Consider the following 25556-nt stretch of genomic DNA (forward strand, 5'->3'; position numbering starts at 1 on the left):
AGATGGGCGTGACCTTGACCAAGGCAGAATTGGCCGATCTGTTGTTCGAGCGGGTCGGCTTGAACAAGCGTGAAGCCAAGGACATGGTGGAAGGCTTTTTCGAGGAAATCCGCTTGGCGCTGGAGCGCGGGGATGCTGTGAAGTTGTCGGGCTTTGGCAACTTCCAACTGCGGGACAAGCCGCAGCGCCCCGGGCGCAATCCCAAGACGGGGGAAGAAATTCCGATCTCCGCCCGACGTGTCGTCACCTTCCATGCCAGCCAAAAACTGAAGGCCGCGGTGGAGCGACTGAGCGATGCAAGCAAGCAGTCCTAACCTTCGGTCGGATGAGCTGCCGCCGATCCCGGCCAAGCGCTACTTCACCATCGGTGAAGTCAGTGAGCTGTGCGCCGTAAAACCTCATGTGCTGCGCTACTGGGAGCAAGAATTCACCCAGCTCAAGCCGGTCAAGCGGCGCGGCAACAGACGCTATTACCAGCATCACGAAGTTTTGCTGGTGCGTCGCATCCGGCACTTGCTCTACGACGAAGGCTTTACCATTTCCGGGGCACGCAATCGGCTTGGGGAAGCCGCGCTGCAAGAACAGGAGGCTGAAGCGGAAAACCGCCGTATGCAGACCTTGATGATGGAAGTGCGTCAGGAAATCGAAGCGCTGCTGGCTGCGCTCAAGTCCTGACGGGATGGCCGACGGCGCTGCGCCCGGAAGGTATGTCGATGCGCTGCTGGCAATTTTGGAAATAGATGCTATACTCCTTTCCCTGTGTCGGGGCGTAGCGCAGCCTGGTAGCGCACTTGCATGGGGTGCAAGGGGTCGCGAGTTCGAATCCCGCCGCCCCGACCAATTTTGCAAACAGGAAACCGGCCTTGATGCCGGTTTTTTTGTTGGTGGCGCCGCTGCGCGCGACAGATGCTGATATGCTCAGCGCTTGCGCCGCTAAGGCCGATGCCTGCGGTTCATGGAGTATGTAAAAGTCATGCGCATTCTAGTCAGTAACGACGATGGCTATTTTGCGCCGGGGATCGCGGCGCTGGCCGAGGCGCTCGCCACCGTTGGCGAAGTGACCGTCGTCGCGCCCGAGCGCGACCGCAGCGGCGCGAGCAATTCGCTGACGCTGGACCGGCCGCTGTCGCTGCGTCGCGCTGCCAACGGTTTTTATTTTGTCAACGGCACGCCCACCGATTGTGTGCATCTGGCGGTGACCGGCATGCTGGATCATTTGCCCGACATGGTGGTATCCGGCATCAATCATGGTGCCAATATGGGCGATGACACCATCTATTCCGGCACGGTCGCCGCAGCGACCGAGGGTTTTTTGCTGGGTGTGCCGTCGCTTGCGGTATCCCTGGTGAGCAAGGGGGCGAGCGATTTCTCCGCCGCGGCGCGGGTTGCCAAAGATCTGGTCGAACGCTTCAAGCGGGCCCCGTTCCGGCAGGCGGTGTTGCTCAACGTGAATGTGCCGGATCTACCTTTCGAGGCGCTGGGCGGTTTGCGCGTGACCCGTTTGGGAAAACGTCATAAAGCCGAACCGGTCATTCGCAGCCAGACGCCGCGGCAGGAAACAGTCTATTGGATCGGCGCAGCAGGCGAGGCTGCCGATGCCGGCGAAGGGACGGATTTTCATGCGGTTGCCAACGGCTGCGTGTCGGTTACGCCGCTGCAAATCGATCTCACCCATACCGGGCTGATCGCGCCGGTCGCCGACTGGCTGAGGCAATGAGGCCGCCGCTAGCCGACACCGCAGGAGCAGCGATGCGTGCGCGGGCGCGCATGGTGGAACGCCTGCGCAGCCAGGGCGTGCGCGATGAGAGGGTGCTGGCGGCGATGATGCAAGTGCCGCGACATCGGTTCGTGCAGGAAGGACTGGCGTTCCGCGCCTATGACGATACCGCCTTGCCCATCGGTTATCAGCAGACGATCTCCCAGCCCTTCGTGGTCGCGCGCATGATCGAACTGCTGCATGCGGGTCGGGAACTCGGACGCACTTTGGAAGTCGGGGCAGGGTGTGGTTATCAGGCAGCCGTGCTGTCTTTTGTGGCGGCCGAAGTGTTCGCGGTCGAGCGCATCCGCCCGTTGCTCGATCAGGCGCGCGAGAACTTGCGCACCTTGCGCCGCCCCAACGTGCGCTTGAAACATGCAGATGGTAGTGTCGGTCTGCCCGAGGCGGCGCCTTTCGATACCATTATCGTTGCTGCGGCATCGCCCGCTGTGCCGCAAGCGCTGAAGGAACAACTCGCGCCCGGCGGACGGCTGATCATCCCGATTGGGGCGGGCGAGCAGCGCTTGGTGCTGGTCGAGCGCCACGGCGGGTCGTTCAGGGAAAGCCGGCTCGAAGCGGTGCGCTTCGTGCCTTTGCTGACGGGTACCGAATGAGAAGGAAAACGATGTCCGGAGGTTTTTTGCGTTTGGCCGTACTGGCGACGGCAACCCTGTTGCTTGGAGGATGTGCGTCCAAAACGGCGGCGCCGGTACGCAGTGCGACGGTCGAGCCGCCGGCTGCCGCAGGGGCGCCTACCCCGTCGGCGGATCCAGCTTTTCATGTGGTCCAGCCCGGTGATACCTTGTCTGGGTTGTCCCGCCAGTACGGGCAGAGTATCGCCGATCTGGTTGCCTGGAATGGCCTGAGCAACCCGAATCAGATCGTCGTAGGCCAGCGCCTACGCGTTGCGCCGCCCGACGGGGCAGTTGCGCAGGTGAGGGCAATACCCGATACCACCGAGCTGCGTCCGTTGGCTGCGTCGCCTGCAGCCGACGGGCCGCCGGTGCTCGAAAGCCCCAAGGGCGGCCGGCAGCCATACAGCGATCAAGCCTGGGCGAAGATCAAAGGCGTGCCTGTGCCGCCTGCGGCCGCCGATGTGCCGCCAAAAGGCAGTGAGCAAAACGTCCCCGCGGCCACCTCTGGCGCCTGGATATGGCCGGTAGCCAGCGGGGAAATTCTGCTCGGATTCGAGCAGCCCAAAGGTGAGAATGGCAAGCTGGTCAATAAGGGCATCGACATCGGCGGGGTGCCCGGCACGCCGGTGCTGGCCTCGGCCGCCGGTACGGTCATGTATGCGGGCAGCGGCTTGCGCGGTTTTGGAAAACTGGTCATCATCAGGCACGAATCGGACTACCAGACGGTATATGCTCACAACCAGACGCTGCTGGTCAAAGAAGGTGAGACGGTGAGCCAGGGGCAAAAGATTGCCGAACTGGGTAGTACCGATGCGGACCGTCCAATGCTGCATTTCGAGATCCGCAAACAAGGTAGGCCATTGGACCCGATGAAATTCCTGCCGCCGCGCTGACGAGGAGGTTATGCACGATCCGGCAATACCTGAGGATCTCGACTGCCAGGAACCGGATCTGCCCTTAGAGGTGGAGGTTTTCGCCGAACCTTCGCCGCCCGCAGCGGAGAGCGAGTTTCTGAGCGATGTCACCCAGATCTACCTGAACGAAATCGGTGCCAATCCGCTGCTCACGGCGCAGGAAGAAGTTGCGCTGGCAAGAAGGGTGCGCGCGGGCGACTTCGAAGCCCGGCAAATCATGATCGAACGCAATCTGCGTCTGGTCGTCAATATTGCCAAGCACTACCTGAACCGCGGCATTCCGCTGCTCGATCTGGTCGAGGAGGGCAATCTCGGCCTGATGCATGCACTGGAAAAATTCGATCCTGAACGCGGTTTTCGCTTCTCGACTTACGCAACCTGGTGGATCCGGCAGAACATCGAGCGCGCGATCATGAACCAGTCGCGCACCATCCGGCTGCCGGTTCATGTGGTCAAGGAGCTCAACCAGGTGCTGCGCGCACAGCGCCATGTGGAAGCTGCGGGCAACGGCGAATGCAGCCTGGAGGAAATCGCCCAGCGCCTAGGCCGTCCGGCGGAGGAGGTGCGCGCCATTTTGGCAGTATCGGAACATACCGCATCGCTGGATGCACCGCTGGACATCGACCCTTCCCTGTCCATTGGCGAATCCTTGGCCGATGAACAGGCCGAACCCCCCGAGTCGCGCATCCATAGTGGCGAGATCGAAACTTTGATCCGCGAATGGATTGCCATGCTCAATGACAAGCAAAGGCTGGTGATCCGGCATCGTTATGGACTGGACGACTGCGAATTGATGACACTCGAAGAGCTTGCCGCGCAGCTCGGTTTGACCCGCGAGCGGGTGCGCCAGATCCAGCTCGAAGCGCTGGGCCAGCTGCGTCGCATTCTGAAGCGGCGCGGTATTTCCAAAGACGTCCTATTCTGATCGCCGTTGTCTGCTAGCGGTCTTTTGCCTGCCGCAGCGCCTCGGCCAGCTGAAATACCGCCATCGCATAGAAGCTGCTGCGGTTATAGCGGGTGATGACGTAAAAATTGCGGTACCCCAGCCAGTATTCGGTATTGAGGCCAGAGCTGGCCAAATCGACCAAAGTGGCGGTCTCCAGCGGTGCGCTGCCGTCGCTGCGGGTGACCCCGGCTGCGATCAGCGTTTCCGGGCTCAGGGCGGGTTCGATGCCAGCCTCAACCAACGTACCAACTGCGGCGTCTGAAGCAAGCTGCGCGCGCTCGGCAACCGGGTGGCCGCTCAGCCAACCGTGCGCCTGCAGGTAGTGGGCCACGCTGCCGATGGCGTCGATCGGGTCGGTATCGAAATCGATACGACCGTCGTCGTTGAAATCCACTGCATAGGTGCGCACGCTGCTGGGCAGAAACTGCGGATAACCAACCGCGCCGGCATATGAGCCAAGGTAACTCATCGGATCGCGGCCCTGTTCGCGGGCAAGTAGCAGCAGTTGCTCGAGTTCGCGCCGAAATAGCGACGCCCGCGGCGGGTAGTCGAACGCCAGAGTAGCCAGTGCGGACAGTGTTTGGAAGTTGCCGGTGTGGCGGCCATACAGTGTTTCGATGCCGATGATGGCCACGATGATCTGTTCCGGGACGCCGTAGCGTTGGCTGGCCTGGCGCAGTGCCTCGGCGTGGGTTTGCCAGAAAGCCACCCCGCCATCGATGCGGATGCGATCCAGGAAACGCGCGCGGTAGCGCTGCCAGGAACGCGCTGCCGGCGTAGTCGGCGGGCGGATCAGGTCGATGACCCGTGCATCGTGTTTGGCGCGGTCGAACAAGGCGTAGAGCTGGGTATCGTCAAAGCCGTGCGCGCTGCTCATTTCACGGATGAACTCGCGCACCTCTTCGCGTTGCAGGTAAGAGGCGCCGGCGGTCAGCGGCAGGATGGCCGCCGTCAGGGCGATCGAGAGTTGGCGGATTGTTGCGCTCATGGTAGTTGCAGTCTCCGGATGCGTTGCGCCAGGGCGCGCAAGTCGGCCGCGGTGCCGGGCGCACGGTAGCGCAAGCGGGCGTAGTCGGCGGCGATTTGCGCGATTTCGGCAGCGCGGGCGGGAAAAGCCGCCTGCAAGCGGGCAGCATAGGCGAGCGGACCTTCCCACTGGGCGCGGGCCTGCCCCCGACGCGCGGCCTGACGGCAAAACGCCAGCCAGATGCGGTCGAGCCGGTCGACGCGATGTCGCTGCCGCAGCGCCCAGCCAAGCAGCGCTGCGATCAGTAGCCCCGCGGCGACGCTCATCATCACTGCCAAAGTCTGCCAGCCGGCCTGTACAAAGCCCAGGCGCGCCAGCAGCTCGCGCTGGCGGTCTGGATTGTAGCCAAGAACCCACTGGTTCCAGTGATTGGACAGCGCTTCCCAATGGTTGCGCAGTCCGCGCAGCCAGGATAGTTCAGCGCGCATCAGCAATGGACGCGGGTCGCCTAAGCGGATCGCTTCGCCCAGGCCGGCTTCGATGCGCTGCGGTGCGGCCACTGCGGTCGGGTCGATCCGCTGCCAGCCGGCGCCTTCCAGCCACACTTCGGCCCAGGCGTGAGCGTCGGATTGACGCACCACCATGACGCCGTCGACCGGATTGATCGCGCCGCCTTGGTAGCCGGTCACCACCCGTGCGGGAACGCCTGCGGCACGCATGACAAAGACAAAAGCCGAGGCGAAGTGCTCGCAAAAGCCCTCACGGGTGTCGAATAGAAAACCGTCTATCGTGTCGTCGCCAAGCCGGGCCGGGGTCAAGGTGTAGACGTAGCCGCCGGTGCGCAGATGGTCGATGGCCCGTTGCACAATGTCGCGTGCTCCGCCCCCGGCCTTGGCGAACTCTTGGGCCAGTTGGCGCGCACGTGGATTGCCGCGCGACGGCAGGCGCAGCGCCGCGGCCAGCACCGTTTCGCGCTCGTCGATGCCGACCATGGTGTGCGGTCGCGCGCGCAGCGCAAAGCGGGCGCGGCTACGCACCGGTTCGGGCGCAAGAAGTTGAAAATCGTCGGTGTAATGGACGCCGGCGAGTCCGGCATCCGCATAATCGAGCGCCAGCAGCCAACGCTGGTTGTGCGGTTCCAACGTAATGGTATAGCGGTAGCTCGATCCGCTGGGTGGGTAAGCCGGTTCATTGCGCAATGTGCTGGGTGCCGAGCGCCAAGTGCGGCCGTCGAACTCGGTAAGGACCGGACCGCGCCAGTAACGCAGGGCGGGCGCCGGGGTGGCGCCGTCGAATTGCGCACGGAAGGCGATGGCGTCCGACAGGCTGAGCTGGCTGATCGAGCCCGGCGACATGGTATCGGACAAACCGCTGACACCGCTGTAGGCATCGGCGGGCAAGCCCCATAGCGGGCCTTGAACGCGCGGAAACAGGATGAATAGCGCCAACATGAAGGGCAGTGCCTGGGCAAACAGCAATCCGCCGGTACCTAGTTGCGTGGCGATGGGCGCCTGCGGCTGGTGCAGGGCGAGCAGGGTGATGGTGGCAAGCCATGCGCCGGCCAGCGCAAGGGCCGCGACCGGCAGGCTCTGGTTGTAGAAAAACTGCCCCAATTGCAGGAAAAAGCAAAGGAGTACCGCGACGCGGACATCCCGGGTATGGTCGCCCTCCATCAGTTTGAGACACAGCATGGCGGCCAGCAGGGCAATGCCCGGGTCCTTGCCGAAGAAATGGCCAAAGTCAAGGCGAATGCCCGCGGCCACGCCGAGGGCTATGGCCATCAGTAACAGCCGTGGCGCTCGCCAGCGCCCGAGGTGCCAGAGCTGTGCGCCGCGCCAGATCAACAGCATGGCACACAAGGCCGCCAGCCAGCGCGGCAGATGGACGGTATGAGGCGCCAGGGTCAGCCCGGCGGTCAGTAGCAGCCAACGGTGTGCAGAGCGTTCAGCGACCATCGCCGGGACTCCGGTAGAGCGCCAGCAGACGCAGACCTTCATGCAAATGCCGCTCCCCGCAGCCGCGGGGCAGTTGCGCATTGCCCAGCCGCAGGGCAAAGGGCCGTCCGCTGGCATGGGCGGCAAGCAGCCAGGCAGCAAGCCGTGCAAGCCGGGCTTCATCGTTCATGCCCGCGGGCAGATCGGCCCAGTCGAGGGTGATTTCGCCGCTGGCGCTGCCGGCAAACTGTTTGGTGAGCAGCGGCGCGCCGCGGGCAAATGCTTTCCACGCAATGTGCCGCGGTGAATCGGCCAGGCGGTGTCCGCGCAAACCGGCAAAATCCTCGTCGCCGTGCTGCTGTCGGGCCGAGCCTGCGCCCGCCAGGTTGCCTTCTGGCAAGGGGGGCGGGTTTTTTTCCGGCGTCGGATACACTAGACAGCGCAGATCCGGCTCGATCACGCTCCAGGCGCGAATCAGGCCCAGTGGGTAGCGGGTTTCGATCGTGATGCGGCCGGGGTGCAACCAGCCGCGCTGGCGGGTGGGCAATTCGAACGCTGCGTCAACGGTGTCGCGCGCCGGTATATGGACGCCGACGCGGCTTGCGCCGGCCGCAAGCTGGAGTGCCGGCCGCGGGGTGTCGCGGTCGTTGCAAAGTTGCACAACGAACCGCGCCGGCTGGCCACAAAAAACCGGGGCGCAGCGACCGGCGCGAAGCTCGAGATTCAGCAGGTTGCGAAAAGCATGCACGATGCTGGTGACCGCGATGCCGCCGAGCAGGAAGGTCAGTGCGAAGCCCAGGCTGAGCGCATAGTTGATCGAGGCGATCAGCATCACCAGCAAGGTGCCGGCAAACGCCCAGCCCGCCGCCGTGGGCAGTACGAAGATGCGTCGCTGCGGCAGGCGGATCGGCAGCGGCTCGGCCCGTTCGATGCGCCATAGCCAGCGCGCGGCCGCTGCATCGAGCGCTCGGCGCAACGATGCGAGTGGGCGGATCATCAGATCAACGGCACGGCCTGGATGATGGCCTGCAACAGTTGCGGTGGCGCCGGTCGACCGTCGCCTGCCAGGTGCAGGCGATGGCCGGCGACATGGATGAACATGGCCTGCACATCTTCGGGCAGCACATAGTCGCGGCCATGAATCAGCGCCCAGGCACGCGCGGCCGACAATAGCGCCAGACCGGCGCGAGGGCTGAGTCCAGCGGTCAGTTCGGCGTGTTGGCGGGTGGCGGTGATGAGCGCGTAAAGATAGTCGATCAGCCGGTCGGTCGCGATGATCTGACGGGCCGCCTGTTGCAGGTCGAGCAGGTCTTGCGGACAGATCACCGCCTCACGGCGCGCGAGCAGACCGCGACGATCTTCGCCCATCAACAGGGCACGCTCGGCGCCGCGGTCCGGATACCCCAGACGGATGCGCATCAGAAAGCGGTCCAGTTGGCTCTCCGGCAGTGCAAAGGTGCCGATTTGCTCCGCCGGGTTCTGCGTGGCGATGACAAAAAAAGGCGCCGGCAAGGCAAATGTCTGGCCGTCGGCGGTCACCTGGTGTTCTTCCATGGCTTCGAGCAGGGCGCTTTGCGTTTTGGGGGTGGCGCGGTTGATCTCGTCGGCGAGGATCAGTTGCGCAAAGATCGGCCCGGGGCTGAAGCGAAAGGCATTGGTGTCGCGGTCGAACACCGAAACGCCGAGAATGTCGGCCGGCAGCAGATCACTGGTAAATTGGATGCGCTGGAACTGCAAACCGATCAGTCGCGCCATCACATGGGCCAGTGTGGTCTTGCCCACGCCGGGCACGTCCTCGATCAACAAGTGCCCGCCGGCAATGGCGCAGGTCAGCGCAAGGCGTAGTTCATGGTCTTTACCGAGAATGATCTGGTTGGCGGCTTCGAGCAAACGGGTGACACGTTGCGGGGGCATTGTCGGCACACTGTGAATTCAACGGGGAAGCGGTGATAATAGACGCAAAGATCACGAGGTTTGGCCTTCGCCAAGCCCGCTGTGTATGAGGCCGGCAAGCTTGGCAAAGTTCGGCATTGAGGAGAGAGGGAGTATGACCACGACCGCGTTCATCACGCACCGTGAATGCTGGCTTCATGAAATGGGGAGTTTTCACCCCGAGTGTCCAGACCGCCTGGCAGCGATCAACGACCGTCTGATCGCCGCCGGTCTGGATCTCTATTTGTCGTTTTACGATGCCCCTTACGCCGAAGTCGAACACATCGCCCGCGCCCACCCGGTGAGTTATTTCGAGTCGCTCAAGGCCAACGTGCCCGAGCACGGTATTCGTCACTTGGACCCGGACACGGCCATGTGCCCCAACACGCTGAAGGCCGCACTGCGCTCGGCCGGCGCCGGCGTGCTGGCCACCGATCTGGTGATCAAGGGCGAGGTGGAAAACGCCTTCTGCGCCATTCGCCCGCCCGGCCACCATGCGGAACGGACCAAGGCGATGGGGTTTTGCTTTCTCAACAACGTGGCCATTGCCGCTTTGCACGCGCTCGAAGCGCACGGTCTTGAACGGGTGGCGATCATCGATTTCGATGTGCACCACGGCAACGGCACGGAAGACATTTTCCGCGAAGACCCGCGGGTGATGATGGCCAGCATTTTTCAGCATCCGTTCTATCCCTACAGCGGCGCGGACAACCCGCCGGCCCATATGTGCAACGTGCCGGTGCCCGCCGGCACTCGTGGCGACGCGTTCCGGCAGATCGTCTCCGACATGTGGCTGCCGGCGCTGCGCAATCACAATCCGCAGGCCATTTTCATTTCCGCTGGCTTTGACGCCCACTACGAGGACGATATGGGCTCGCTCGGCCTGGTCGAATCCGATTACATCTGGGTGACCGAGCAAATCAAGGCCCTGGCGGCCGAATGCGGCCACAAACGCATCGTGTCGATGCTCGAAGGCGGCTACAGCCTGTCTTCGCTTGCCCGGTCGGTGGTCTCGCATATCAAAGCCTTGGCCGATCTTTGAGTCGCGGCACGGTTGCGCGTCGGGCTGGTCGCGCGACCGTGATCGGGTAGAATGAGCCTTTTATCGTTTCGGCCTTGTCATGATTACCGGATCTATAGTCGCCATCGTCACCCCGATGCTCGAAGATGGCAGCCTGGATATCGCCCGCCTGCGCAGCCTGATCGATTTTCATGTTGCCGAAGGCACGGACGGTATCGTCATCGTCGGCACCACCGGCGAGTCGCCCACGGTCAATTTTGAAGAGCATTGCCAACTGATCAAAGTCGCCGTCGAGCACGCGGCCGGCCGCATTCCGGTGATCGCCGGCACCGGGGCCAACAGCACTGCCGAGGCGGTGGAGTTGGCGCGTTTTGCTGCCAGTGTCGGCGCCACCGCGCACTTGTCGGTGGTGCCGTACTACAACAAGCCTTCTCAAGAAGGGCTGTATCGCCATTTCCGCACCATCGCCGAGGCGGTCGATCTGCCGCTGATCCTCTACAACGTGCCCGGCCGCACGGTGGCAGACTTGTCCAACGACACGGCCTTGCGCTTGGCCGAAATCCCCAACGTCGTCGGAATCAAGGATGCCACCGGCAGCATCGACCGGGCGTGCGATCTGATCGCCCGTGCGCCGGCCGGTTTTGCGCTCTATAGCGGCGATGACATGACCGCGGCGTGCTTCATCATGCTGGGTGGGCATGGCACCATTTCGGTCACCGCCAACGTGGCGCCTCGCGCCATGCACGACATGTGCGCTGCGGCGCTGGAAGGCGATGCGCGCCGGGTGCGCGAAATCAACGCCAGCCTGGTGGGTTTGCATCGCGAGCTGTTTTGTGAAGCCAACCCGATTCCGGTCAAATGGGCGGTCGAACAGATGGGTTTGATCGGTCCGGGCATCCGTTTGCCGCTCACCCCGCTGTCGCCGGCACTGCACCAGCGTGTGCGCCAAGCCATGCGCCAGGCGGGCATCCAGGTTTGAGACCTTGTCATGGACTGCAGGAACCCAATGAACCGTTCATCGCGTCGTGTCGTCTCCCTCGTTGCGCTGTCGCTGGCGCTCGGCGGTTGCGGCACCCTGGAATCCAAGAAAATCGACTACAAAAGCGCGCAGAGTATCCGCCCGCTTGAAATTCCGCCCGATCTGACCGCCCCGACGCGCGACGATCGCTATGCGGTGCCGGATGTCTCTCCGCGTGGCGTGGCGACTTATTCGGCCTACAGCGCCGACCGTGCGGCCCGGCCTCAGGCCGGTGTCGAGGTCCTGCCTGCCGTCGAGCAGATGCGTATCGAGCGCGCCGGCACGCAGCGCTGGCTGGTCGTGCCCGGCGATGCAGACAAACTGTGGCCGCAGATCAAGGATTTCTGGCTGGAACTCGGTTTCATCCTGAATATCGAGCGGCCTGATATCGGCGTCATGGAAACCGACTGGGCGGAGGATCGCGCAAAGATTCCGCAGGATTTCATCCGCTCGACCATCGGCAAAGTGCTCGATGGTTTGTACTCCACCCCGGAGCGTGACAAGTTCCGCACCCGCCTGGAGCCGGGGCAGGATGGCAAGTCCGTGGAGATTTACATCAGTCACCGTGGCATGATGGAAATCTATCCCACCGAGGCCAAGGATCACACCATTTGGCAGCCGCGTCCTGCCGACCCCGAACTGGAGGCGGAGATGCTGCGTCGGCTGATGGTGCATCTGGGTGCGGACGAGGCTCGCGCCGCCGCGCAGCTGGCTACCGCAGCCGTACCGGAGCGGGCACAGATTCAGACGACTGCCGATGGGCGCGTGGCCTTGTCGATGAACGAATCCTTCGATCGCGCCTGGCGCCGGGTGGGTTTGGCGCTAGATCGCATCGGTTTCACGGTCGAAGACCGCGACCGTTCTCAGGGCCTGTATTACGTGCGTTACATCGACCCCGAGGCAGAGGAGGGCGGGAAGCGGAACAAGGGCTTCTTGTCGCGGCTGGCGTTCTGGCGCAGCGATGAAAAAGTGGCCGAATCGGGAAGCGAATACCGGCTGCGGCTGCGTAGCGAGGGCGAGCAAACGGTGGTCACGGTGCTGAGTCGCGAGGGCGGTGAAGATGCCTCCGCCACCGCACGTCGCATGTTGAGCCTGTTGCACGAGCAATTGCGCTGATGCAAAGGCCGGGCGCACAGCCAGTGCGCCGTGCGCGGCTTGGTGTCAAAGCAGGCGTTCGGGTGAATGCTTGCGCTGCGCAGGATGCGGGCGCAAAAACAAAGCCGGCCACAGGGCCGGCTTTGTTGTGTGCGCAGTATGAATTACTGCTTGGGCATGGCTTCCTTGGCCGCTTCGGCACCAGCTTGCACCGCGTCCTTGCCTGCTTCGACCGCTTCCTTGGCGGCCTCGGTGGTGGCTTCGGCAGCGTTTTGGGCCGCTTCCTTGGCGCCTTCGACCATTTCCTCAGCTTTTTCCTGGACGGCTTCAGTGCCTTCCTTTACCGCTTCGGTGACGCTACCGGCGGCGGGTTCGTTTTCTTTGGCCGGCTCAGCGGCCGGGGCGGCAGCCGGAGCCGCTTGCTGGGCCGGAGCCGGCGCAGCGTCTTCCTTCTTGCCGCAGGCGGAGACGGCGAGAGCAAGCAGGGTGGCGAGCAGCAGAGAAGTTTGCTTCATTATTCTGGTTCCTTGTCGATGGGTGTTGAAGTCTGCATGGCCGGTTACATGACAAATTCAAGCTATGTCCATGTCCGGCAGCGGTGGGAATCCTAACATGCCGGTTTTGCAGAATCCATGGCGCAAGCGTTAAATTGCTGCGTTGCGAAAATTCCTGAAACACATTTAAAACCCAATAAACATGCCATTTGACGCCGGGTTGGCGTCGAATCACATTGTTTCAAATTGTGCGCGATTGGGGCGCGGACGCTGGCGTGTCGAGGCTGTCTTTGCGCTGTGGCGGTCGCGGGGAAGCCTGGATTCAAACCGTCTGCGGATAGCCGAATCCGGCCAAATACCAATCGTACAGCAGGGCCAGCAACGCCGGGCTGGGCGGGGAGGTCGGCGCCAAGCGCCGATGATGAGCAAGGCCGGCCAGCGCATGGTGTTCTGTCGTGGGCGCATCGATCGCTTCACCATTGAGAAAGAAGCGCCCTTTGCGAAATAGCAAAATGGAGCGGGCGTCCAGTGCGAAGCCATGCTGCGCGACTGCCCGCTCAAAGCGCCTGCGCGGCAACGGCTGCGCTGGCGGGTCAAAGAACACCTGCGGCTTGGGTTCGGTGAGGTATTCGCCCAGAAACTCCGCCACCGTCTCGCGGTTCCATTCGATTGCCTGCAACATGCGCGCGACCTGGTCGACCATGGATTCGGAAATCAGCGCGGAGTTGTCCTGCAAGGACAGATCCGGATCGGCATAGACCCCCTCCAGACAGATGCGCTCCTGCAGCCAGCCGAGAAACCCGACGCCGAGTTCCTGCGCGGTCGGGGTGCGGAAACCGATGGAGTAGGTCATGCATTCACCCATCGCGATGCCGTTGTGCGCCCAGTGCGGCGGTAGATACAGCATGTCGCCCGGTTCCAGCACCCAGTCATGAGTGGGGTGGAAATGGCGCAGAATGCGCAGCGGGGCGCCTTCGACCAGGGTGTGGTCTTTTTGGTCGCCAATCTGCCAGCGCCGCTTGCCGATGCCTTGCAGCAAAAAGACGTCGTAGTGGTCGAAGTGTGGGCCGACGCCACCGCCGTCGACCGCATAGCTCACCATCAAGTCGTCCAGCCGGGCTTGCGGGATGAAGTCAAAGCTGTGCAGCAGACGGTCGGCTTCGGGCACCCAGAGGTTGACCCCTTGGACCAACACGGTCCACGGCGTGCGTTTGCCCCGCAGTCGGCTATGCCGTTGCGGGCCGTGTGCCACTTCCCAGGTGTCGCCGTCGTGACGCACCCAGCGCGACTCGACGTCCGGGTCGCAGGCAAGCGCAAAAAGTTGCTCCCGATCCAGGACGCCGGTGAATCCGGGGATAGCCTGGCGGACGAGAAGCGGTTTTTTTTGCCAGTACTCTTGAAGGAACTGGCGGGGCGAGAGGCCCCCGAGCAAGGTCGCAATCATGCGCCGGATTATAGTCGGGTCGGGGCACCAAACCCTCATGCGCGACCAATTGTGAATGAGCCGATGGCGGTGTTGCCCCCGAGGTGGCCTAGTGCAAGGGTTTCCGCAAGCTGGATTGTGGCAACGAAAAACTGTCCGCTACCGGTAGAATCTTTCCCCTTTTGGCAGCACAACGACTATGTCCGTGACCGTCATCGAATCGCTCGACTTGGAAGGCCGCGGTGTAGCCCGCGTCGATGGCAAAGCTGTGTTCATCGAGGGCGCGCTGCCGGGCGAGACGGTGGCGTATGAGGTGCATCGCAGCCGACCGAATTACGATCAGGCCCACACCCTGCAGGTACTGCGGGCCAGTGCCCTGCGGGTGACGCCGCGTTGTCCGCATTTCGGCGTGTGCGGCGGCTGTTCAATGCAGCATCTGGATGCCAGTGCGCAGGCCGCGATCAAGCAGCGGGTGCTGGAAGATGCGTTATGGCATGTCGGGCGGGTGCGGCCCAGAATGGTGCATGCGGCCATCCACGGCCCGGCCTGGGGCTACCGCGATCGGGCACGGCTGACCGTTCGCCTGGTGCCCAGCAAAGGCGGTGTGCTGGTCGGCTTTCATCAACGCCGCTCCAGCTACGTGGCCGACATGCACACCTGTCCGGTGCTGCCGAAGCATGTGTCGGCGCTGTTGCCTGCCTTGCATCGGCTGATTGCCGGGCTGTCGATCCCCGACCGTTTGCCGCAGATTGAAATTGCCCGCGGCCAGGCCGCCACCGTGCTGGTGTTTCGCCACCTGTTACCGCTCGATGCGGCCGATGAAGCACGCTTGGCGGCGTTCGCACAAGCGCACCGGGTGCAGGTCTGGTTGCAGCCGGCGGGCCCGGATTCGGCGCATCCGTTGTATCCGCGCGATGCGCCCGGTCTGTATTACACCCTGCCGGAATTCGGCCTGCGCATGGACTTCCGCCCGACCGATTTCACCCAGGTCAATGTGCATATCAACCGCGTGCTGATCCGCCGTGCGCTGCAATGGCTGGCACCCGTTGCGGGCGAGCGTATTGCCGATTTGTTCTGTGGTTTGGGTAACTTCAGTCTGCCGATCGCGCGCAGCGGCGCCGAAGTGGTAGGCGTGGAGGGCAGCGAGGCCCTGGTCCGGCGTGCCGGCGACAACGCCCGGCGCAACGGCCTGGCTGCCAATACCCGGTTTTACGCGGCCAACCTGTTCGAGGCCACCGAAGACAGTCTTGCCGCGCTGGGGCCGCTCGACAAGCTGCTGATCGATCCGCCGCGCGAGGGCGCGCTTGCCGTGGTCAAGGCCATCGGACCGCAGCAGCGGCCCCGGCGCATCGTCTATGTGTCGTGCAATCCGGCTACGCTGGCGCGCGATGCCGCGGTATTGGTGCACGACAAAGGCTATGTGCTCAGCGGTGCCGGGATCGCCAATATGTTTCCGCACACCTCACATGTGGAGTCGATTGCGGTATTCGATGATCCGCGCCGCTAGACCTGGCAGCAGTCAGCGGTATAATCCCGCGCTCAGAATAGGGAAGCGTGGCAGAGTGGTTGAATGCACCGGTCTTGAAAACCGGCAGGGGTTCACGCCCCTCGTGAGTTCGAATCTCACCGCTTCCGCCAATTGGCTCTGACGGCTTCGATCGCGCTACCGCTGTCACTCTGCCTTCAACTCTCCAGCCGTTGCGGCGCAATCTTGGGCGACAATGTCACCCCCTTGGCGGTGCGGCGGTGGCGCAGGGGTTCGCGCTGCGCGGGTTGGAGTTCGATGGTGATCGGTTTGCCACCGCGGCCGGTGCCGACAATGCGTAGCGGAGCGTCGTCTGCTGGCAGGGCGACGGCGGTCAGCGCTTCGCCGCTTTCCAGTTTCATCAGGATCACGCCGCGCCCGCCGGCCTGCACTTTCATTTCGCTGCGGGCAAAGATGAGCAGGCGGCCGTTGGCCGACACCGCAGCGATCCATGCGCCCAGGGCGGGGGCGGGCGGCAATACTTTTTCGCCCCTCTCCAGGGTCATGAAAGCCTTGCCGGCACGTTGGCGGCTGGTGGCTTCTGCCAGCGTGCAAAGGAAGCCGTAACCGCCGGAGTTGGCGAACAGCCAAGTGGAGTCGGGGCTGGCGGAGAGCACCTGGGCAAGTTTGCCGCCGTCCTGGAAATCCACCAGCGTGGTGATCGGGGTGCCGTCGCCGCGGCCGCCGGGCAGGTCGGATACTTTCACCGTATAGGCGCGACCGTTGGTGTCGATGACCACCAGCGGCCAGGTGGTACGGGTTTCGATCTGTGCGAAGGCAAAGTCGCCAGCCTTGTAGCCGATGGTATTAGGGTCCAGGCCGTGTCCGACGCGGGTGCGCACCCAGCCGTTTTTGGACACGATCACAGTGACCGGCTCGTCGGCCACGCCAATGTCTGCCGCCGCGGCCGGGGCGACGGTTTCGATCAGCGTGCGGCGGGTGTCGCCGTATTTTTTGGCGTCCTCGTCGATCTCGCGCACGATGAGTTGAGTCATTGCCGCGCGGTTATCGAGCAGGTGTTGTAGTCCTTTGCGTTCCTCTTTGAGTTCGGCCAGTTCTTTTTCGATCTTGAAGCCTTCCAGCCGAGCGAGTTGACGCAGGCGGATTTCCAGAATGTCTTCAGCCTGCAGTGTGGTCAGACCGAAGGCGTCGATGAGTGCCGGCTTGGGTTCATCGGACTCACGGATGACGCGGATCACTTCTTCGATGTGAAGGTAGGCGATCATCCGCCCTTCAAGAATGTGGATGCGCCGGGCGACTTCGTCGAGCCGGTGGCGGGTGCGGCGTTCGACGGTGACATAGCGAAAGTCGATCCACTCGCGCAGGATCTGCACCAGGTTTTTTTGCTGCGGACGCCCGTCGCGGCCTATCATGGTGAGGTTGACCGGCACGCTGCTCTCCAGCCCGGTGTGGGCCAGCAGCACGGCCATGAATTCATCGCGGTCGATGCGGCTGGAGCGTGGTTCCAGCACGATGCGCACCGGTTCGGCTTCGGAGGATTCGTCGCGCACCGTCTCCAGCACACCGAGCAGGCGTTGTTTGAGCTGTTTCTGTTCCTGGCTGACTTCCTTTTTGCCGGCGCGTGGCTGCGGGTTGGTGAGCGCCTCGATTTCGGCCAGTACGCTGGCAGTAGAGGTGCCGTGTGGCAGTTCATGGACGATGACCCGCCACTGGCCGCGGGCAAGTTCTTCGATCCGCCAGCGTGCTCGCAGGCGCAGACTGCCGCGTCCGCTGGCGTAAGCCTCGCGGATGACTTCGGGTGGGGAAATCAGCTGACCGCCGCCGGGAAAGTCCGGCCCCGGCAGCAGCGCCAGGATGTCGTCCAGCGCCGCTTCCGGGTGGTGGATCAGGTGGCAGGTGGCTTCGGCCACCTCGCGCAGGTTGTGCGGCGGAATTTCGGTGGCCATGCCCACCGCAATCCCCGAGGCGCCGTTGAGCAGCACGAAAGGCAGGCGCGCGGGCAGTAGCTTGGGTTCCTGAAAGGCACCATCGTAGTTGGGGACGAAATCCACCGTGTTGCGGTCGATCTCGGCGAGCAGCAGCTCGGCGATCGGGGTCAGGCGGCATTCGGTGTAGCGCATCGCCGCGGCCGAGTCGCCGTCGCGCGAGCCGAAGTTGCCCTGACCGTCGATCAGTGGATAGCGCAGCGAAAAGTCCTGCGCCACACGCACCATGGCGTCATACACGCTGGCGTCGCCATGCGGGTGGTATTTGCCGATGACGTCACCAACCACGCGCGCACTTTTCACGTGTTTGGCGCCGGCTGCCAGCCGCATTTCGTTCATCGCAAAGAGGATGCGGCGCTGCACCGGCTTCATGCCGTCTTCAACCTGCGGCAAGGCGCGCGACTTGACCACACTCATCGCATAGGCCAGGTAGGCGCGCTCGGCGTAGCGGTCGAGCGGCAGGCTGCCATCGCCGTTGCCGCCGTCGTTGCCGATGGGGGCGGGCGGTGGCGGCGGCGGGGCATCTGCCGGCGGGGTAGCGAAGAGGTCGAGGGTGTCTTGGCTCATGGGTGGGTTCTGCATTGTTGCGGGCGGCCCGTCGCGGTGGCGGCAGGCGAGATTGTCAGGGCGTGCCGGGCGCGGTACGCTGAAGGTCTGGCAAACGAGGGTAACGGGCGATGGCAGGGCGCGACGACGATCCGCATAGCAACTTTTCTGCCGGACAACGGGACCGTCTGCTCAACGGCCTGCACGCGATCATCCGCCAGGCGGTGCGGGCGCTGTCCATCCTGATGGTGCTGGTGATCCTGTGGGGCATCGTGGACGTGGTCTGGGTGCTGTACCAGAAGCTCACCGCACCGCCTTTCCTGCTGCTCGGCATCAGCGACATCTTCGCCATCTTTGGCGCCTTTCTGGTGGTGCTGATCGCCATTGAGATCTTCGTGAATATCTCGCTCTACCTGCGTGACGATGTCATTCACGTCAAGCTGGTGGTGGCCACCGCGCTGATGGCCATCGCGCGCAAGGTCATCGTGCTCGATTTCAACACGGTTGAACCGGCCTACGTTTATGCGACTGCCGCCACGGTGCTGGCGCTGGGCATTACCTACTGGCTGGTGAGTAAGCAGGCGCGCACCTGAGTAGTGACCGTGCTGAGAGGCGGGCAAGGCCGCGCAACGGTGTCTTTCGCCATTGGCGCTCACACGTCTGCCTCCACGCTGTGACCGTTTTCTTCCATCCAGGCACGTCGGGCTGCGGCCTCGCCCTTGCCCATCAGCAATGTGAACATGCGTAAGGTGTCCTCCAGCGCCTGCGGGCGCACGGTCACCGGTAACACCCGACGGGTGGCCGGGTCCATGGTGGTTTCGCGTAGCTGATCCGGGTTCATTTCGCCCAGCCCCTTGAAACGGCCGACTTCGATGGCCTCGGGGCGGAAACCTTCTTGCACCAGACGCTCGCGGATGGCGGTCAGTTCGGCTTCATCCAGCGCGTACAGACGGCGCGCCGGACGCTTTTTGCCTTGAGCTGGAACGTCGATGCGGTACAGCGGGGGCTGGGCCACGTAAATATGGCCGCGCTCGATGAGCCTGGGAAAATGGCGAAAGAACAGCGTCAGTAGCAGGGTTTGAATATGGGCGCCATCCACGTCCGCGTCCGACATGATGATGATTTTGCCGTAGCGCAGTCCAGATAGATCCGGTTCGCTGTCGGCGCGATGGGCATCCACCCCCAAGGCGACCGCGATGTCGTGGATTTCGGCGTTGGCCAGCAGGCGGTCGGGGTCGATTTCCCAGGCGTTTTGCACCTTGCCGCGTAACGGCAGGATGGCCTGGGTTTCCTTGTTGCGCGCCAATTTGGCCGAACCGCCGGCCGAATCGCCTTCGACCAGGAAAAGCTCATTGCGCGCAATGTCCTCGGATTCGCAGTCGGAAAGCTTGCCGGGTAGCACGGCGACGCCGGAGCTTTTCTTGCGTTCGACTTTCTGGGCGTTTTTCTGACGCGCTTGGGCCTGGCGAATCGCCAGTTCGGCGATCGCCCGACCGGCTTCCACATGGTTGTTGAGCCAGATTTCGAAAGGGTCGCGGATCTGCCCGGAGACCAGCTTGACCGCTTCGCGCGAGTTGAGCTTTTCTTTCACCTGGCCTTGGAACTGCGGGTCGAGCAGGCGTGCGGAGAGCACAAAGCTCATCCGCCCGCAGACGTCTTCTTGTTGCAACTTGATGCCGCGCGGCAAAAGCGCGTGGTGTTCGATGAAGGACTTGACCGCCTCGAACACGCCGGCGCGCAGCCCGGATTCATGCGTGCCGCCGGCCACCGTGGGAATCAGGTTTACATAGGATTCGCTCGGCACCGCGGTTTCAAACCAGGCCAGCGCCCAGCTTGCACCTTCGCCTTCGGCAAAGTTGGCATCGTCTGCGCCGGCGTAGCCCTCGGCCGTGTAGATCGGGGCCACCGGTTCGAGGTCGCCAGCCAGCTCCTTGAGGTAGCCGGCCAGACCTTCGGGGTAGCTCCAGCGTTTGGACAGTGCGGGGCCGGCTGCCTGCTCGATGTCCAACTGCACCGCCACGCCCGGCAGCAACACGGCTTTGGAGCGTAGCAGCCGTTCGAGTTCGCCGAGCGGAATCTTGGGGTTGTCGAAATATTTGGGGTCCGGCCACACCCGTACCCGGGTGCCGCTGGCGCGCCCGCAGTCGCCTAAGGTTTGCAGGCTGCCGATGCGCTCGCCGCCATCGGCAAAGTCGATGCGGTAGTGCTTGCCTTCGCGCATGACCTCCAGCTCGATGCGGGTCGACAGCGCGTTGGTCACCGCCACCCCGACACCGTGCAGCCCACCCGAGAAGGCGTATGCGCTGTTGCCCTCGCGTTTGTTGAACTTGCCTCCGGCGTGCAGCCGGGTGTAGGCCAGCACCACCACCGGCACGCCTTCTTCGGGGTGCAGCCCTACCGGAATGCCGCGGCCATCGTCGGCCACCGAGACCGAGCCGTCCAGGTGCAAGGTGACGTGTATTTTTTTGGCAAAGCCGGCCAGCGCCTCGTCGGCGGCGTTGTCGATGACTTCCTGGATGATGTGCGCCGGGCTGTCGGTGCGGGTGTACATGCCGGGGCGTTCGCGCACCGGCTCCAGCCCTTTCAAGACACGAAAGGAGGACTCGTCGTAGTGTTGCTGCTTGCCAGTCATGGCGGACCCGTCGGATTAGGACGGGCGCAAGGATAAGGCGGGATGAGACGGAACGAAAGGGGCGGGCAGGCGGTGTGGCCCTGCTCAGGCGCTGCCCAGCATGCGCCCGCCGCCCGTGGTACGGGCGTGGCCGTCGGCGTCGTAGAGTTGCGGGTGGTCGGCTGCGGCCAGCAGGATCGAGAGCGCACCCTGGTTGTGCTGCATACGTTCGATGATCAGTTTGCCGTTCAGGCTGTTGCGCTCGCGCGCCTCGGCGGCAAGTCGCAGCACTTCGTCCCACTGGGCGAGCGTGTCGGGCATGTTGGCGCACAGGCTGCGAATGGACTCGTCGGAATGGGTCAGGCCCAGCCGGCCGAGCAACATGGCGCGGGCGTCATGCAAACGCTGCAGGGTGTGGTAGAGCGCAGTTTTTTCCTGGGTGAGGGCGAGCAGCGCGTCGGTGTCGCCGGCCACCAGCAGGCTTTCCTCGCGACCCAGCAAGGTGATGAAAGTGCGCAACTGCGCCACCTCCATGCCAAGAAGCTGGGAAAACTGCAGGCGTTCGGTGTGGTTCACGGGCGTTGCGGCGCGTCGTGGAGCATCTGGCGGACGCTGTCGAGCAGTCCGTCAGCAATGCGGCTGGCGTCGATCTTGAAGCGTCCTTCGCTGATCGCCTGGCGAATTTCATCGACCCGCGCCCGGTCGATCACCGGGGTATTGGCGATGGCCGCCTCGGCCTTTTGCAGGCTGGTCGATAGCGAAGACAACTGTACTTTGTCTGCGCTGGGCGCCGGGGCCGGCCCGTTTGCCGCCGGCAGGCGGGGTTTCGACTCGCCGGCCTGTGGGCCGCCGAGTGATTTGATCACGCTGTCGATCTTCACGGCATAGCTCCCGATGGGTGTTGTCTGTAGACGTATTTCGGCGCGACGCAGCAAAACCTTAGCGATTTTTACAGTTATTTTTGCGCCTGGCGAGTGTTGCGTTAGAAGTCGACTTCGACCACCCCGCCGTTGCGCGCGGTGCCGGAGATGACCTGACCGCTGGGCATGCGCACACGCACCGGTTCGCCCTCGGTTGCGCCATTCAGAGCGCGGCCTTCGCTGCTCACGGTAAATCCCGCTCCGCGGCTCACAACCTTGACATTCTGCCCTTGCCGCACTGCCGGTGGCAGCCGCAGATGGGTGCGCCTGAGCGGCGTGCCGGCGGCAACCGCGATGCGCGCATGGTGGCCGACCGCCTGAGCCGGGTCGGTGAGCGTGGACTCGGGCAGGGCGGCCAGGTCGCCGCGTTCGCGCTTGAGATCGGCCAGGGTGACGATTTGCCCCGGCCGCAGCCCACGCGCCAGCACCAGATAGTCGGTCAGCACCTCGACCCGCGCCGGCAGATAGACCGTCCATTCGACCGGTGACTCGCATCGCACGCCCACATTGGTCTGCCCCCAGGCGCGCGCACCGGCTGGGAAAAAGGCCACCAGGGCCGCACAGGCCGGCAGCTGGGTGTGCGGATCGAGCGGCCCCACACTCACCCGCACCTCACCCGGCAGGCCGGCCGCTTCGGCTTCTAGAAACGCGCGTGCCGCATCTCGCACCGTTTCGGTGGGCTGCTGGGCTGCGGCCGGCAGAATCAGTGCGCCGCAAAACCACAAACCGACGCCCAGGCGGGCAGCTGTCGACAGTACTTTCATGCGTCGATTGCACCACGCATGACAGCCCGCCCGCAAGTGCTGCAAACCGGCAAGCTTTGCCGCCAGGCAGGGGCGCACTTGCCGGCGGCGGCACCGATGCGCACGAATTGGCCGGTTTTTGCCGGTCTTATCCGCCCAAGCCGTTTGCCGGCGCGGCACTACCATTGCTGGCATGGAAGGTGCTGTGGCGTCGATGCCGATGCCTGAGCACCGTATACGGCAGCCGGAACGCATTGATGAGGTGATGCCATGAAAAATCTGCTCGACAACAGCTTGCGCGTCCATCAGGCGGCGCTCAACACTCAAGCGTATCGCCAACAGTTGTTGGCGTCCAACATCGCCAACGCCGACACCCCTCACTACAAGGCGCGCGACATCGATTTTCGCAGCGCGCTACAAGGGGTGCTCGATGGCCGCTCTGGCGCGCTGGCGCTGGCCACCACCGCGCGCGGTCACATGAGCGGTGTGCAGTCCAACCCGCTGGAGCGCTTCGTCAAGTATCGCCAGGAGCTTCAGTCCGCGGTGGACGGCAATACCGTCAACATGGACGTGGAGCGCGCCGCATTTGCGGAAAATTCCATTCACTACGAGGCCAGTGTGACCTTCATCAATGGTCTGTTGAGCGGTATGCAGCGCGCGATCTCGGGTCAGTGAAAGAGTTGGAGTGAATCATGAGCATGCTCAATGTGTTCAACATCGCCGGTTCCGCGCTCAATGCCCAGTCGGTGCGCCTGAATACGACCGCTTCCAATTTGGCCAACGCCGACAGTGTTGTTGCCGAAGATGGTCAGCCTTATCGCGCCAAGCAAGTGGTCTTTGCCGCCCGGCCGGTGGTCGGTGGCAGCAAGGACGCGGTGGGCGTGCAGGTGACCCAGGTGGTGGAGAGCGCCGCCCCGATGCGCTTGGTCTATGAACCCAACAACCCCGCGGCCAACGCCGACGGCTATGTGGAAATGCCCAACGTGAACGTGGTGGAGGAGATGGTGAACATGATCTCCGCCTCGCGCTCCTACCAGAACAACGTCGAAGTGATGAATACCGCGCGGACCTTGCTGCAGCGCACTTTGCAGATTGGTGCGCAATGAGCACGGTTCTTGCTAGGAGGCTGGTGAATTCATTGGCAATGCCGTCCGGAGAATGAAATGAGCGCGGTGAGCGAAACCCAAAACGTCCTGTCCAGTCTGGCACGCAGCGACAAAACCAACGCCAAGGCCACCGAGGACATGCAGACCCGCTTTTTGACCTTGCTGACCACCCAGTTACGCAATCAGGATCCGATGAATCCGATGCAAAACGCCGAGGTGACCTCGCAACTGGCGCAGATGAGCACGGTCGATGGCATCGAGCGGCTCAACAAGATGTTCCAGCAGTTCGTCTCCTCTCAGGAGTCGGCCGAGGCCATGCAGGCGGCGGCCTTGGTCGGGCGCGGGGTGTTGGTCGAAGGCAAAGGTATGATCCTGACCGAAGCGGGCGGGGTCGGTGGGGTTGAGTTGGCTGCTCCGGCGGACAAAGTTACCGTGACCATTCGCGATGCCGCCGGGCTGGAAGTGGCCCGGGTGGAGTTCGAAGACCTCGAAGCGGGCAGCCACAACTTTGTCTGGGACGGCACCGCGCTGGATGGCCAAAAGGCCGCCACCGGCGTCTATAGCATGTCGGTGGTAGCCAGCGCCGGCGGTGAAAAGGTTGCGGCCAAGACCTTGGAGTTTGGCCAGGTCACCGGCGTCATCCGCGGACCCAAGAGCACGGATCTGCAGGTCGGTTCGCTTGGCATCTTCCAGTTCGACGACATCAAGCAGATTCTCTGATCCGGAGTAACGATCATGGCTTTCCAGCAAGGTTTGAGCGGCTTGGCATCTTCGTCCAAGGCCATCGACGTGGTCAGCAATAACGTGGCCAATGCCAGCACGGTGGGGTTCAAAAGCGCAACCGCCCAGTTTGCCGATGTGTATGCCTCGGCGCTCACCGGTGCGGTGTCGACCATCCAGGTCGGCATCGGAGCCACGGTCAATGCAGTCAAGCAAGCTTTTACTCAGGGCAATCTGACCTCCACCAACAATCCGCTTGATATGGCGATCAATGGCAACGGGTTCTTTCGTATCGAGCGCAATGACGGCACCCTTGCCTACACCCGAAACGGTCAGTTCGACATCGACAAAGAAGGCTACATTGTCAATGCTTTGGGCGAGCGGCTGACCGGCTATCAGGTGGACGCGGCCACCGGCCAGATCGGCAACGTGGTGGCGCCTTTGCGCATTCCTCAGGACGAAGCGCCGCCACAGGCCACCGGCACGGTCAATGGAGTGGCGATCACCGGCAATCTGGATTCGCGGCAAACGGTGCCGACGGTGGCGCCTTTCGACCCGCTCGATATCGACTCCTACAACTCCACCACCTCGCTGACCGTCTATGACAGCTTGGGCAATCCGCATACGCTGAGTTTGTACATGGTGCGGCTTGCACCCGAGACTTCGCGCACTTGGGAGATTCATGCCTCGCTCGATGGCGATGCGCCGACCTCGCTCGGCAATGTCGTATTCACCGATACCGGTTTGTTGGACCCGCTCTCACCGGCGTTGACGCCATTTACCCGCACCGCCGCGGCGTTGAACAATGGCGCGGCCGATTTGACGTTTCCGATCGATCTGTCGAAACTGACCCAGTTCGGCTCGCCGTTCTCGATCACCGATATCCGGCAGGACGGCTTTTCGTCCGGCCAGGTCGCGGGGTATTCGATCAGCCGCGACGGCATCATCCAGGGCCGCTATACCAATGGCCAAACCCGCGATTTGGGTCAGGTTGCGTTGGTGACCTTCCGCAGCCCGAACGGCTTGGTGTCCTTGGGTAATAACATGTGGGCCGCCTCGCCCGAGTCCGGTCCGCCGGTGCCGGGGCGTCCTGGAACCGGGCTGAACGGGGTGATTTCCGCCGGCCAGGTGGAAGATTCCAACGTCGATCTGACCCAGGAACTGGTGCAACTCATCATCCAGCAGCGTAACTACCAGGCCAACGCGCAGTCGATCCGCACCCAAGACCAGATTCTGCAGACACTGGTCAATCTGCGTTGATCCACTGAAACCCCGGCGGCTTAACGTCTGCCGGCGACCAGGAG

General features: G+C 63.3%; 26 protein-coding genes and 2 tRNA genes. 17 read left to right on the top strand and 11 right to left on the bottom strand.

Going from position 1 to position 25556, the window contains the following annotated elements; genetic code table 11:
* Positions 1 to 2: 2 nt before the first annotated feature.
* The 7 genes from DIE29_RS04820 to rpoS all read left to right on the top strand — a co-directional run bounded on the left by DIE29_RS04820 (position 3) and on the right by rpoS (position 4230).
* Positions 3 to 314, top strand: coding sequence for an integration host factor subunit alpha (locus DIE29_RS04820; RefSeq protein ID WP_102042153.1), 312 nt, complete (start codon positions 3 to 5; stop codon positions 312 to 314).
* The gene (locus DIE29_RS04825; RefSeq protein ID WP_102042152.1) at positions 295 to 675 is read left to right on the top strand and encodes a MerR family transcriptional regulator; all 381 of its coding nucleotides are present in this window, start codon (positions 295 to 297) and stop codon (positions 673 to 675) included. Before DIE29_RS04820 ends, DIE29_RS04825 begins: the two co-directional genes overlap by 20 nt.
* Positions 676 to 763: 88 nt before the next feature.
* Positions 764 to 840, top strand: a tRNA-Pro gene (locus DIE29_RS04830).
* Between the two features lie 133 nt (positions 841 to 973).
* Entirely contained in the window at positions 974 to 1717 is a 744-nt protein-coding gene (gene surE, locus DIE29_RS04835; protein WP_102042151.1) for a 5'/3'-nucleotidase SurE, read from the top strand.
* Positions 1714 to 2370 carry a protein-L-isoaspartate(D-aspartate) O-methyltransferase gene (locus DIE29_RS04840; protein WP_237269511.1) on the top strand — a complete coding sequence of 219 codons (657 nt, stop codon included), beginning with the start codon at positions 1714 to 1716 and terminating at the stop codon, positions 2368 to 2370. The genes surE and DIE29_RS04840 overlap by 4 nt, the downstream gene beginning before the upstream one ends.
* An 11-nt stretch (positions 2371 to 2381) precedes the next feature.
* On the top strand, positions 2382 to 3284 hold the full coding sequence (locus tag DIE29_RS04845) for a M23 family metallopeptidase (RefSeq protein WP_102042150.1): 903 nt from the start codon (positions 2382 to 2384) through the stop codon (positions 3282 to 3284).
* Between the two features lie 10 nt (positions 3285 to 3294).
* Positions 3295 to 4230 carry an RNA polymerase sigma factor RpoS gene (rpoS, locus tag DIE29_RS04850; RefSeq protein ID WP_102042149.1) on the top strand — a complete coding sequence of 312 codons (936 nt, stop codon included), beginning with the start codon at positions 3295 to 3297 and terminating at the stop codon, positions 4228 to 4230.
* Between the two features lie 13 nt (positions 4231 to 4243).
* On the opposite strand, the gene mltB is transcribed toward rpoS, so the two are convergent.
* The 4 genes from mltB to DIE29_RS04870 are packed head-to-tail and all read right to left on the bottom strand — an operon-like array spanning position 4244 to position 9066.
* Positions 4244 to 5239, bottom strand: a complete 996-nt coding sequence (gene mltB, locus DIE29_RS04855) for a lytic murein transglycosylase B (protein ID WP_114649362.1) — start codon at positions 5237 to 5239, stop codon at positions 4244 to 4246.
* Positions 5236 to 7173, bottom strand: a complete 1938-nt coding sequence (locus DIE29_RS04860; protein ID WP_114649363.1) for a transglutaminase TgpA family protein — start codon at positions 7171 to 7173, stop codon at positions 5236 to 5238. Before DIE29_RS04860 ends, mltB begins: the two co-directional genes overlap by 4 nt.
* Positions 7163 to 8149: a DUF58 domain-containing protein gene (locus tag DIE29_RS04865; protein ID WP_114649364.1), complete on the bottom strand. Its 987-nt coding sequence runs from the start codon at positions 8147 to 8149 to the stop codon at positions 7163 to 7165. Before DIE29_RS04865 ends, DIE29_RS04860 begins: the two co-directional genes overlap by 11 nt.
* The gene (locus DIE29_RS04870; protein WP_114649365.1) at positions 8149 to 9066 is read right to left on the bottom strand and encodes an AAA family ATPase; all 918 of its coding nucleotides are present in this window, start codon (positions 9064 to 9066) and stop codon (positions 8149 to 8151) included. The genes DIE29_RS04865 and DIE29_RS04870 overlap by 1 nt, the downstream gene beginning before the upstream one ends.
* Positions 9067 to 9199: 133 nt before the next feature.
* Between DIE29_RS04870 and DIE29_RS04875 the strand changes: the two genes are divergently transcribed.
* The 3 genes from DIE29_RS04875 to bamC all read left to right on the top strand — a co-directional run bounded on the left by DIE29_RS04875 (position 9200) and on the right by bamC (position 12239).
* The gene (locus DIE29_RS04875) at positions 9200 to 10126 is read left to right on the top strand and encodes a histone deacetylase family protein (RefSeq protein WP_108080366.1); all 927 of its coding nucleotides are present in this window, start codon (positions 9200 to 9202) and stop codon (positions 10124 to 10126) included.
* A 79-nt stretch (positions 10127 to 10205) separates the two neighbouring features.
* Entirely contained in the window at positions 10206 to 11084 is an 879-nt protein-coding gene (gene dapA / locus DIE29_RS04880) for a 4-hydroxy-tetrahydrodipicolinate synthase (RefSeq protein ID WP_114649366.1), read from the top strand.
* A gap of 27 nt (positions 11085 to 11111) precedes the next feature.
* Positions 11112 to 12239, top strand: a complete 1128-nt coding sequence (bamC, locus tag DIE29_RS04885) for an outer membrane protein assembly factor BamC (RefSeq protein WP_108080364.1) — start codon at positions 11112 to 11114, stop codon at positions 12237 to 12239.
* A 143-nt stretch (positions 12240 to 12382) separates the two neighbouring features.
* On the opposite strand, the gene DIE29_RS04890 is transcribed toward bamC, so the two are convergent.
* Entirely contained in the window at positions 12383 to 12733 is a 351-nt protein-coding gene (locus DIE29_RS04890; protein ID WP_114649367.1) for a hypothetical protein, read from the bottom strand.
* 301 nt (positions 12734 to 13034) lie between these two features.
* Positions 13035 to 14156 carry a ribosomal protein uL16 3-hydroxylase gene (locus DIE29_RS04895; RefSeq protein ID WP_114649368.1) on the bottom strand — a complete coding sequence of 374 codons (1122 nt, stop codon included), beginning with the start codon at positions 14154 to 14156 and terminating at the stop codon, positions 13035 to 13037.
* A 178-nt stretch (positions 14157 to 14334) separates the two neighbouring features.
* Between DIE29_RS04895 and rlmD the strand changes: the two genes are divergently transcribed.
* The gene (gene rlmD, locus DIE29_RS04900) at positions 14335 to 15642 is read left to right on the top strand and encodes a 23S rRNA (uracil(1939)-C(5))-methyltransferase RlmD (protein ID WP_114649369.1); all 1308 of its coding nucleotides are present in this window, start codon (positions 14335 to 14337) and stop codon (positions 15640 to 15642) included.
* A 41-nt stretch (positions 15643 to 15683) separates the two neighbouring features.
* Positions 15684 to 15773, top strand: a tRNA-Ser gene (locus DIE29_RS04905).
* Between the two features lie 45 nt (positions 15774 to 15818).
* Here the strand turns inward: DIE29_RS04905 and parC are convergent.
* The gene (gene parC, locus DIE29_RS04910; RefSeq protein WP_114649370.1) at positions 15819 to 18173 is read right to left on the bottom strand and encodes a DNA topoisomerase IV subunit A; all 2355 of its coding nucleotides are present in this window, start codon (positions 18171 to 18173) and stop codon (positions 15819 to 15821) included.
* Positions 18174 to 18283: 110 nt separating this feature from the next.
* On the opposite strand from parC, the gene DIE29_RS04915 reads away from it, so the two are divergent.
* Positions 18284 to 18745 carry a phosphate-starvation-inducible PsiE family protein gene (locus DIE29_RS04915; RefSeq protein ID WP_114649371.1) on the top strand — a complete coding sequence of 154 codons (462 nt, stop codon included), beginning with the start codon at positions 18284 to 18286 and terminating at the stop codon, positions 18743 to 18745.
* 59 nt (positions 18746 to 18804) lie between these two features.
* Here DIE29_RS04915 and DIE29_RS04920 read toward each other — a convergent pair whose 3' ends face one another.
* The 4 genes from DIE29_RS04920 to flgA all read right to left on the bottom strand — a co-directional run bounded on the left by DIE29_RS04920 (position 18805) and on the right by flgA (position 22447).
* Positions 18805 to 20784, bottom strand: a complete 1980-nt coding sequence (locus tag DIE29_RS04920) for a DNA topoisomerase IV subunit B (protein WP_114649372.1) — start codon at positions 20782 to 20784, stop codon at positions 18805 to 18807.
* Between the two features lie 84 nt (positions 20785 to 20868).
* On the bottom strand, positions 20869 to 21339 hold the full coding sequence (locus tag DIE29_RS04925; protein ID WP_335740054.1) for a flagella synthesis protein FlgN: 471 nt from the start codon (positions 21337 to 21339) through the stop codon (positions 20869 to 20871).
* Positions 21336 to 21644 carry a flagellar biosynthesis anti-sigma factor FlgM gene (gene flgM, locus DIE29_RS04930; RefSeq protein ID WP_102042135.1) on the bottom strand — a complete coding sequence of 103 codons (309 nt, stop codon included), beginning with the start codon at positions 21642 to 21644 and terminating at the stop codon, positions 21336 to 21338. Before flgM ends, DIE29_RS04925 begins: the two co-directional genes overlap by 4 nt.
* Before the next feature lie 101 nt (positions 21645 to 21745).
* Complete coding sequence (flgA, locus tag DIE29_RS04935; RefSeq protein ID WP_114649373.1) at positions 21746 to 22447, bottom strand: flagellar basal body P-ring formation chaperone FlgA; 702 nt, start codon at positions 22445 to 22447, stop codon at positions 21746 to 21748.
* Between the two features lie 249 nt (positions 22448 to 22696).
* On the opposite strand from flgA, the gene flgB reads away from it, so the two are divergent.
* The 4 genes from flgB to flgE are packed head-to-tail and all read left to right on the top strand — an operon-like array spanning position 22697 to position 25512.
* Complete coding sequence (flgB, locus tag DIE29_RS04940; RefSeq protein ID WP_114649374.1) at positions 22697 to 23101, top strand: flagellar basal body rod protein FlgB; 405 nt, start codon at positions 22697 to 22699, stop codon at positions 23099 to 23101.
* Between the two features lie 17 nt (positions 23102 to 23118).
* Complete coding sequence (gene flgC, locus DIE29_RS04945) at positions 23119 to 23532, top strand: flagellar basal body rod protein FlgC (RefSeq protein WP_114649375.1); 414 nt, start codon at positions 23119 to 23121, stop codon at positions 23530 to 23532.
* 57 nt (positions 23533 to 23589) lie between these two features.
* Positions 23590 to 24252, top strand: coding sequence for a flagellar hook assembly protein FlgD (locus DIE29_RS04950; RefSeq protein ID WP_114649376.1), 663 nt, complete (start codon positions 23590 to 23592; stop codon positions 24250 to 24252).
* A gap of 15 nt (positions 24253 to 24267) precedes the next feature.
* The gene (gene flgE, locus DIE29_RS04955) at positions 24268 to 25512 is read left to right on the top strand and encodes a flagellar hook protein FlgE (protein ID WP_114649377.1); all 1245 of its coding nucleotides are present in this window, start codon (positions 24268 to 24270) and stop codon (positions 25510 to 25512) included.
* The last annotated feature ends 44 nt before the right edge of the window (positions 25513 to 25556 follow it).

Source organism: Pseudothauera hydrothermalis (assembly GCF_003345255.1).
In the GTDB taxonomy this organism is placed as follows: Bacteria; Pseudomonadota; Gammaproteobacteria; order Burkholderiales; family Rhodocyclaceae; genus Pseudothauera; species Pseudothauera hydrothermalis.

Bases quoted from the DNA above. Each gene is read 5' to 3' on its own strand.
- DIE29_RS04870 (WP_114649365.1), bottom strand. From the start codon at position 9,066: ATGCCCCCGCAACGTGTCACCCGTTTGCTCGAAGCCGCCAACCAGATC.
- flgE (WP_114649377.1), top strand. From the start codon at position 24,268: ATGGCTTTCCAGCAAGGTTTGAGCGGCTTGGCATCTTCGTCCAAGGCC.
- DIE29_RS04890 (WP_114649367.1), bottom strand. From the start codon at position 12,733: ATGAAGCAAACTTCTCTGCTGCTCGCCACCCTGCTTGCTCTCGCCGTC.
- surE (WP_102042151.1), top strand. From the start codon at position 974: ATGCGCATTCTAGTCAGTAACGACGATGGCTATTTTGCGCCGGGGATC.
- DIE29_RS04865 (WP_114649364.1), bottom strand. From the start codon at position 8,149: ATGATCCGCCCACTCGCATCGTTGCGCCGAGCGCTCGATGCAGCGGCC.
- DIE29_RS04875 (WP_108080366.1), top strand. From the start codon at position 9,200: ATGACCACGACCGCGTTCATCACGCACCGTGAATGCTGGCTTCATGAA.
- DIE29_RS04840 (WP_237269511.1), top strand. From the start codon at position 1,714: ATGAGGCCGCCGCTAGCCGACACCGCAGGAGCAGCGATGCGTGCGCGG.
- DIE29_RS04825 (WP_102042152.1), top strand. From the start codon at position 295: ATGCAAGCAAGCAGTCCTAACCTTCGGTCGGATGAGCTGCCGCCGATC.
- DIE29_RS04920 (WP_114649372.1), bottom strand. From the start codon at position 20,784: ATGACTGGCAAGCAGCAACACTACGACGAGTCCTCCTTTCGTGTCTTG.
- DIE29_RS04860 (WP_114649363.1), bottom strand. From the start codon at position 7,173: ATGGTCGCTGAACGCTCTGCACACCGTTGGCTGCTACTGACCGCCGGG.
- rlmD (WP_114649369.1), top strand. From the start codon at position 14,335: ATGTCCGTGACCGTCATCGAATCGCTCGACTTGGAAGGCCGCGGTGTA.
- parC (WP_114649370.1), bottom strand. From the start codon at position 18,173: ATGAGCCAAGACACCCTCGACCTCTTCGCTACCCCGCCGGCAGATGCC.
- rpoS (WP_102042149.1), top strand. From the start codon at position 3,295: ATGCACGATCCGGCAATACCTGAGGATCTCGACTGCCAGGAACCGGAT.
- dapA (WP_114649366.1), top strand. From the start codon at position 10,206: ATGATTACCGGATCTATAGTCGCCATCGTCACCCCGATGCTCGAAGAT.
- flgB (WP_114649374.1), top strand. From the start codon at position 22,697: ATGAAAAATCTGCTCGACAACAGCTTGCGCGTCCATCAGGCGGCGCTC.
- DIE29_RS04895 (WP_114649368.1), bottom strand. From the start codon at position 14,156: ATGATTGCGACCTTGCTCGGGGGCCTCTCGCCCCGCCAGTTCCTTCAA.
- mltB (WP_114649362.1), bottom strand. From the start codon at position 5,239: ATGAGCGCAACAATCCGCCAACTCTCGATCGCCCTGACGGCGGCCATC.
- bamC (WP_108080364.1), top strand. From the start codon at position 11,112: ATGAACCGTTCATCGCGTCGTGTCGTCTCCCTCGTTGCGCTGTCGCTG.
- flgC (WP_114649375.1), top strand. From the start codon at position 23,119: ATGAGCATGCTCAATGTGTTCAACATCGCCGGTTCCGCGCTCAATGCC.
- DIE29_RS04820 (WP_102042153.1), top strand. From the start codon at position 3: ATGGGCGTGACCTTGACCAAGGCAGAATTGGCCGATCTGTTGTTCGAG.
- DIE29_RS04915 (WP_114649371.1), top strand. From the start codon at position 18,284: ATGGCAGGGCGCGACGACGATCCGCATAGCAACTTTTCTGCCGGACAA.
- flgA (WP_114649373.1), bottom strand. From the start codon at position 22,447: ATGAAAGTACTGTCGACAGCTGCCCGCCTGGGCGTCGGTTTGTGGTTT.
- DIE29_RS04950 (WP_114649376.1), top strand. From the start codon at position 23,590: ATGAGCGCGGTGAGCGAAACCCAAAACGTCCTGTCCAGTCTGGCACGC.
- DIE29_RS04845 (WP_102042150.1), top strand. From the start codon at position 2,382: ATGTCCGGAGGTTTTTTGCGTTTGGCCGTACTGGCGACGGCAACCCTG.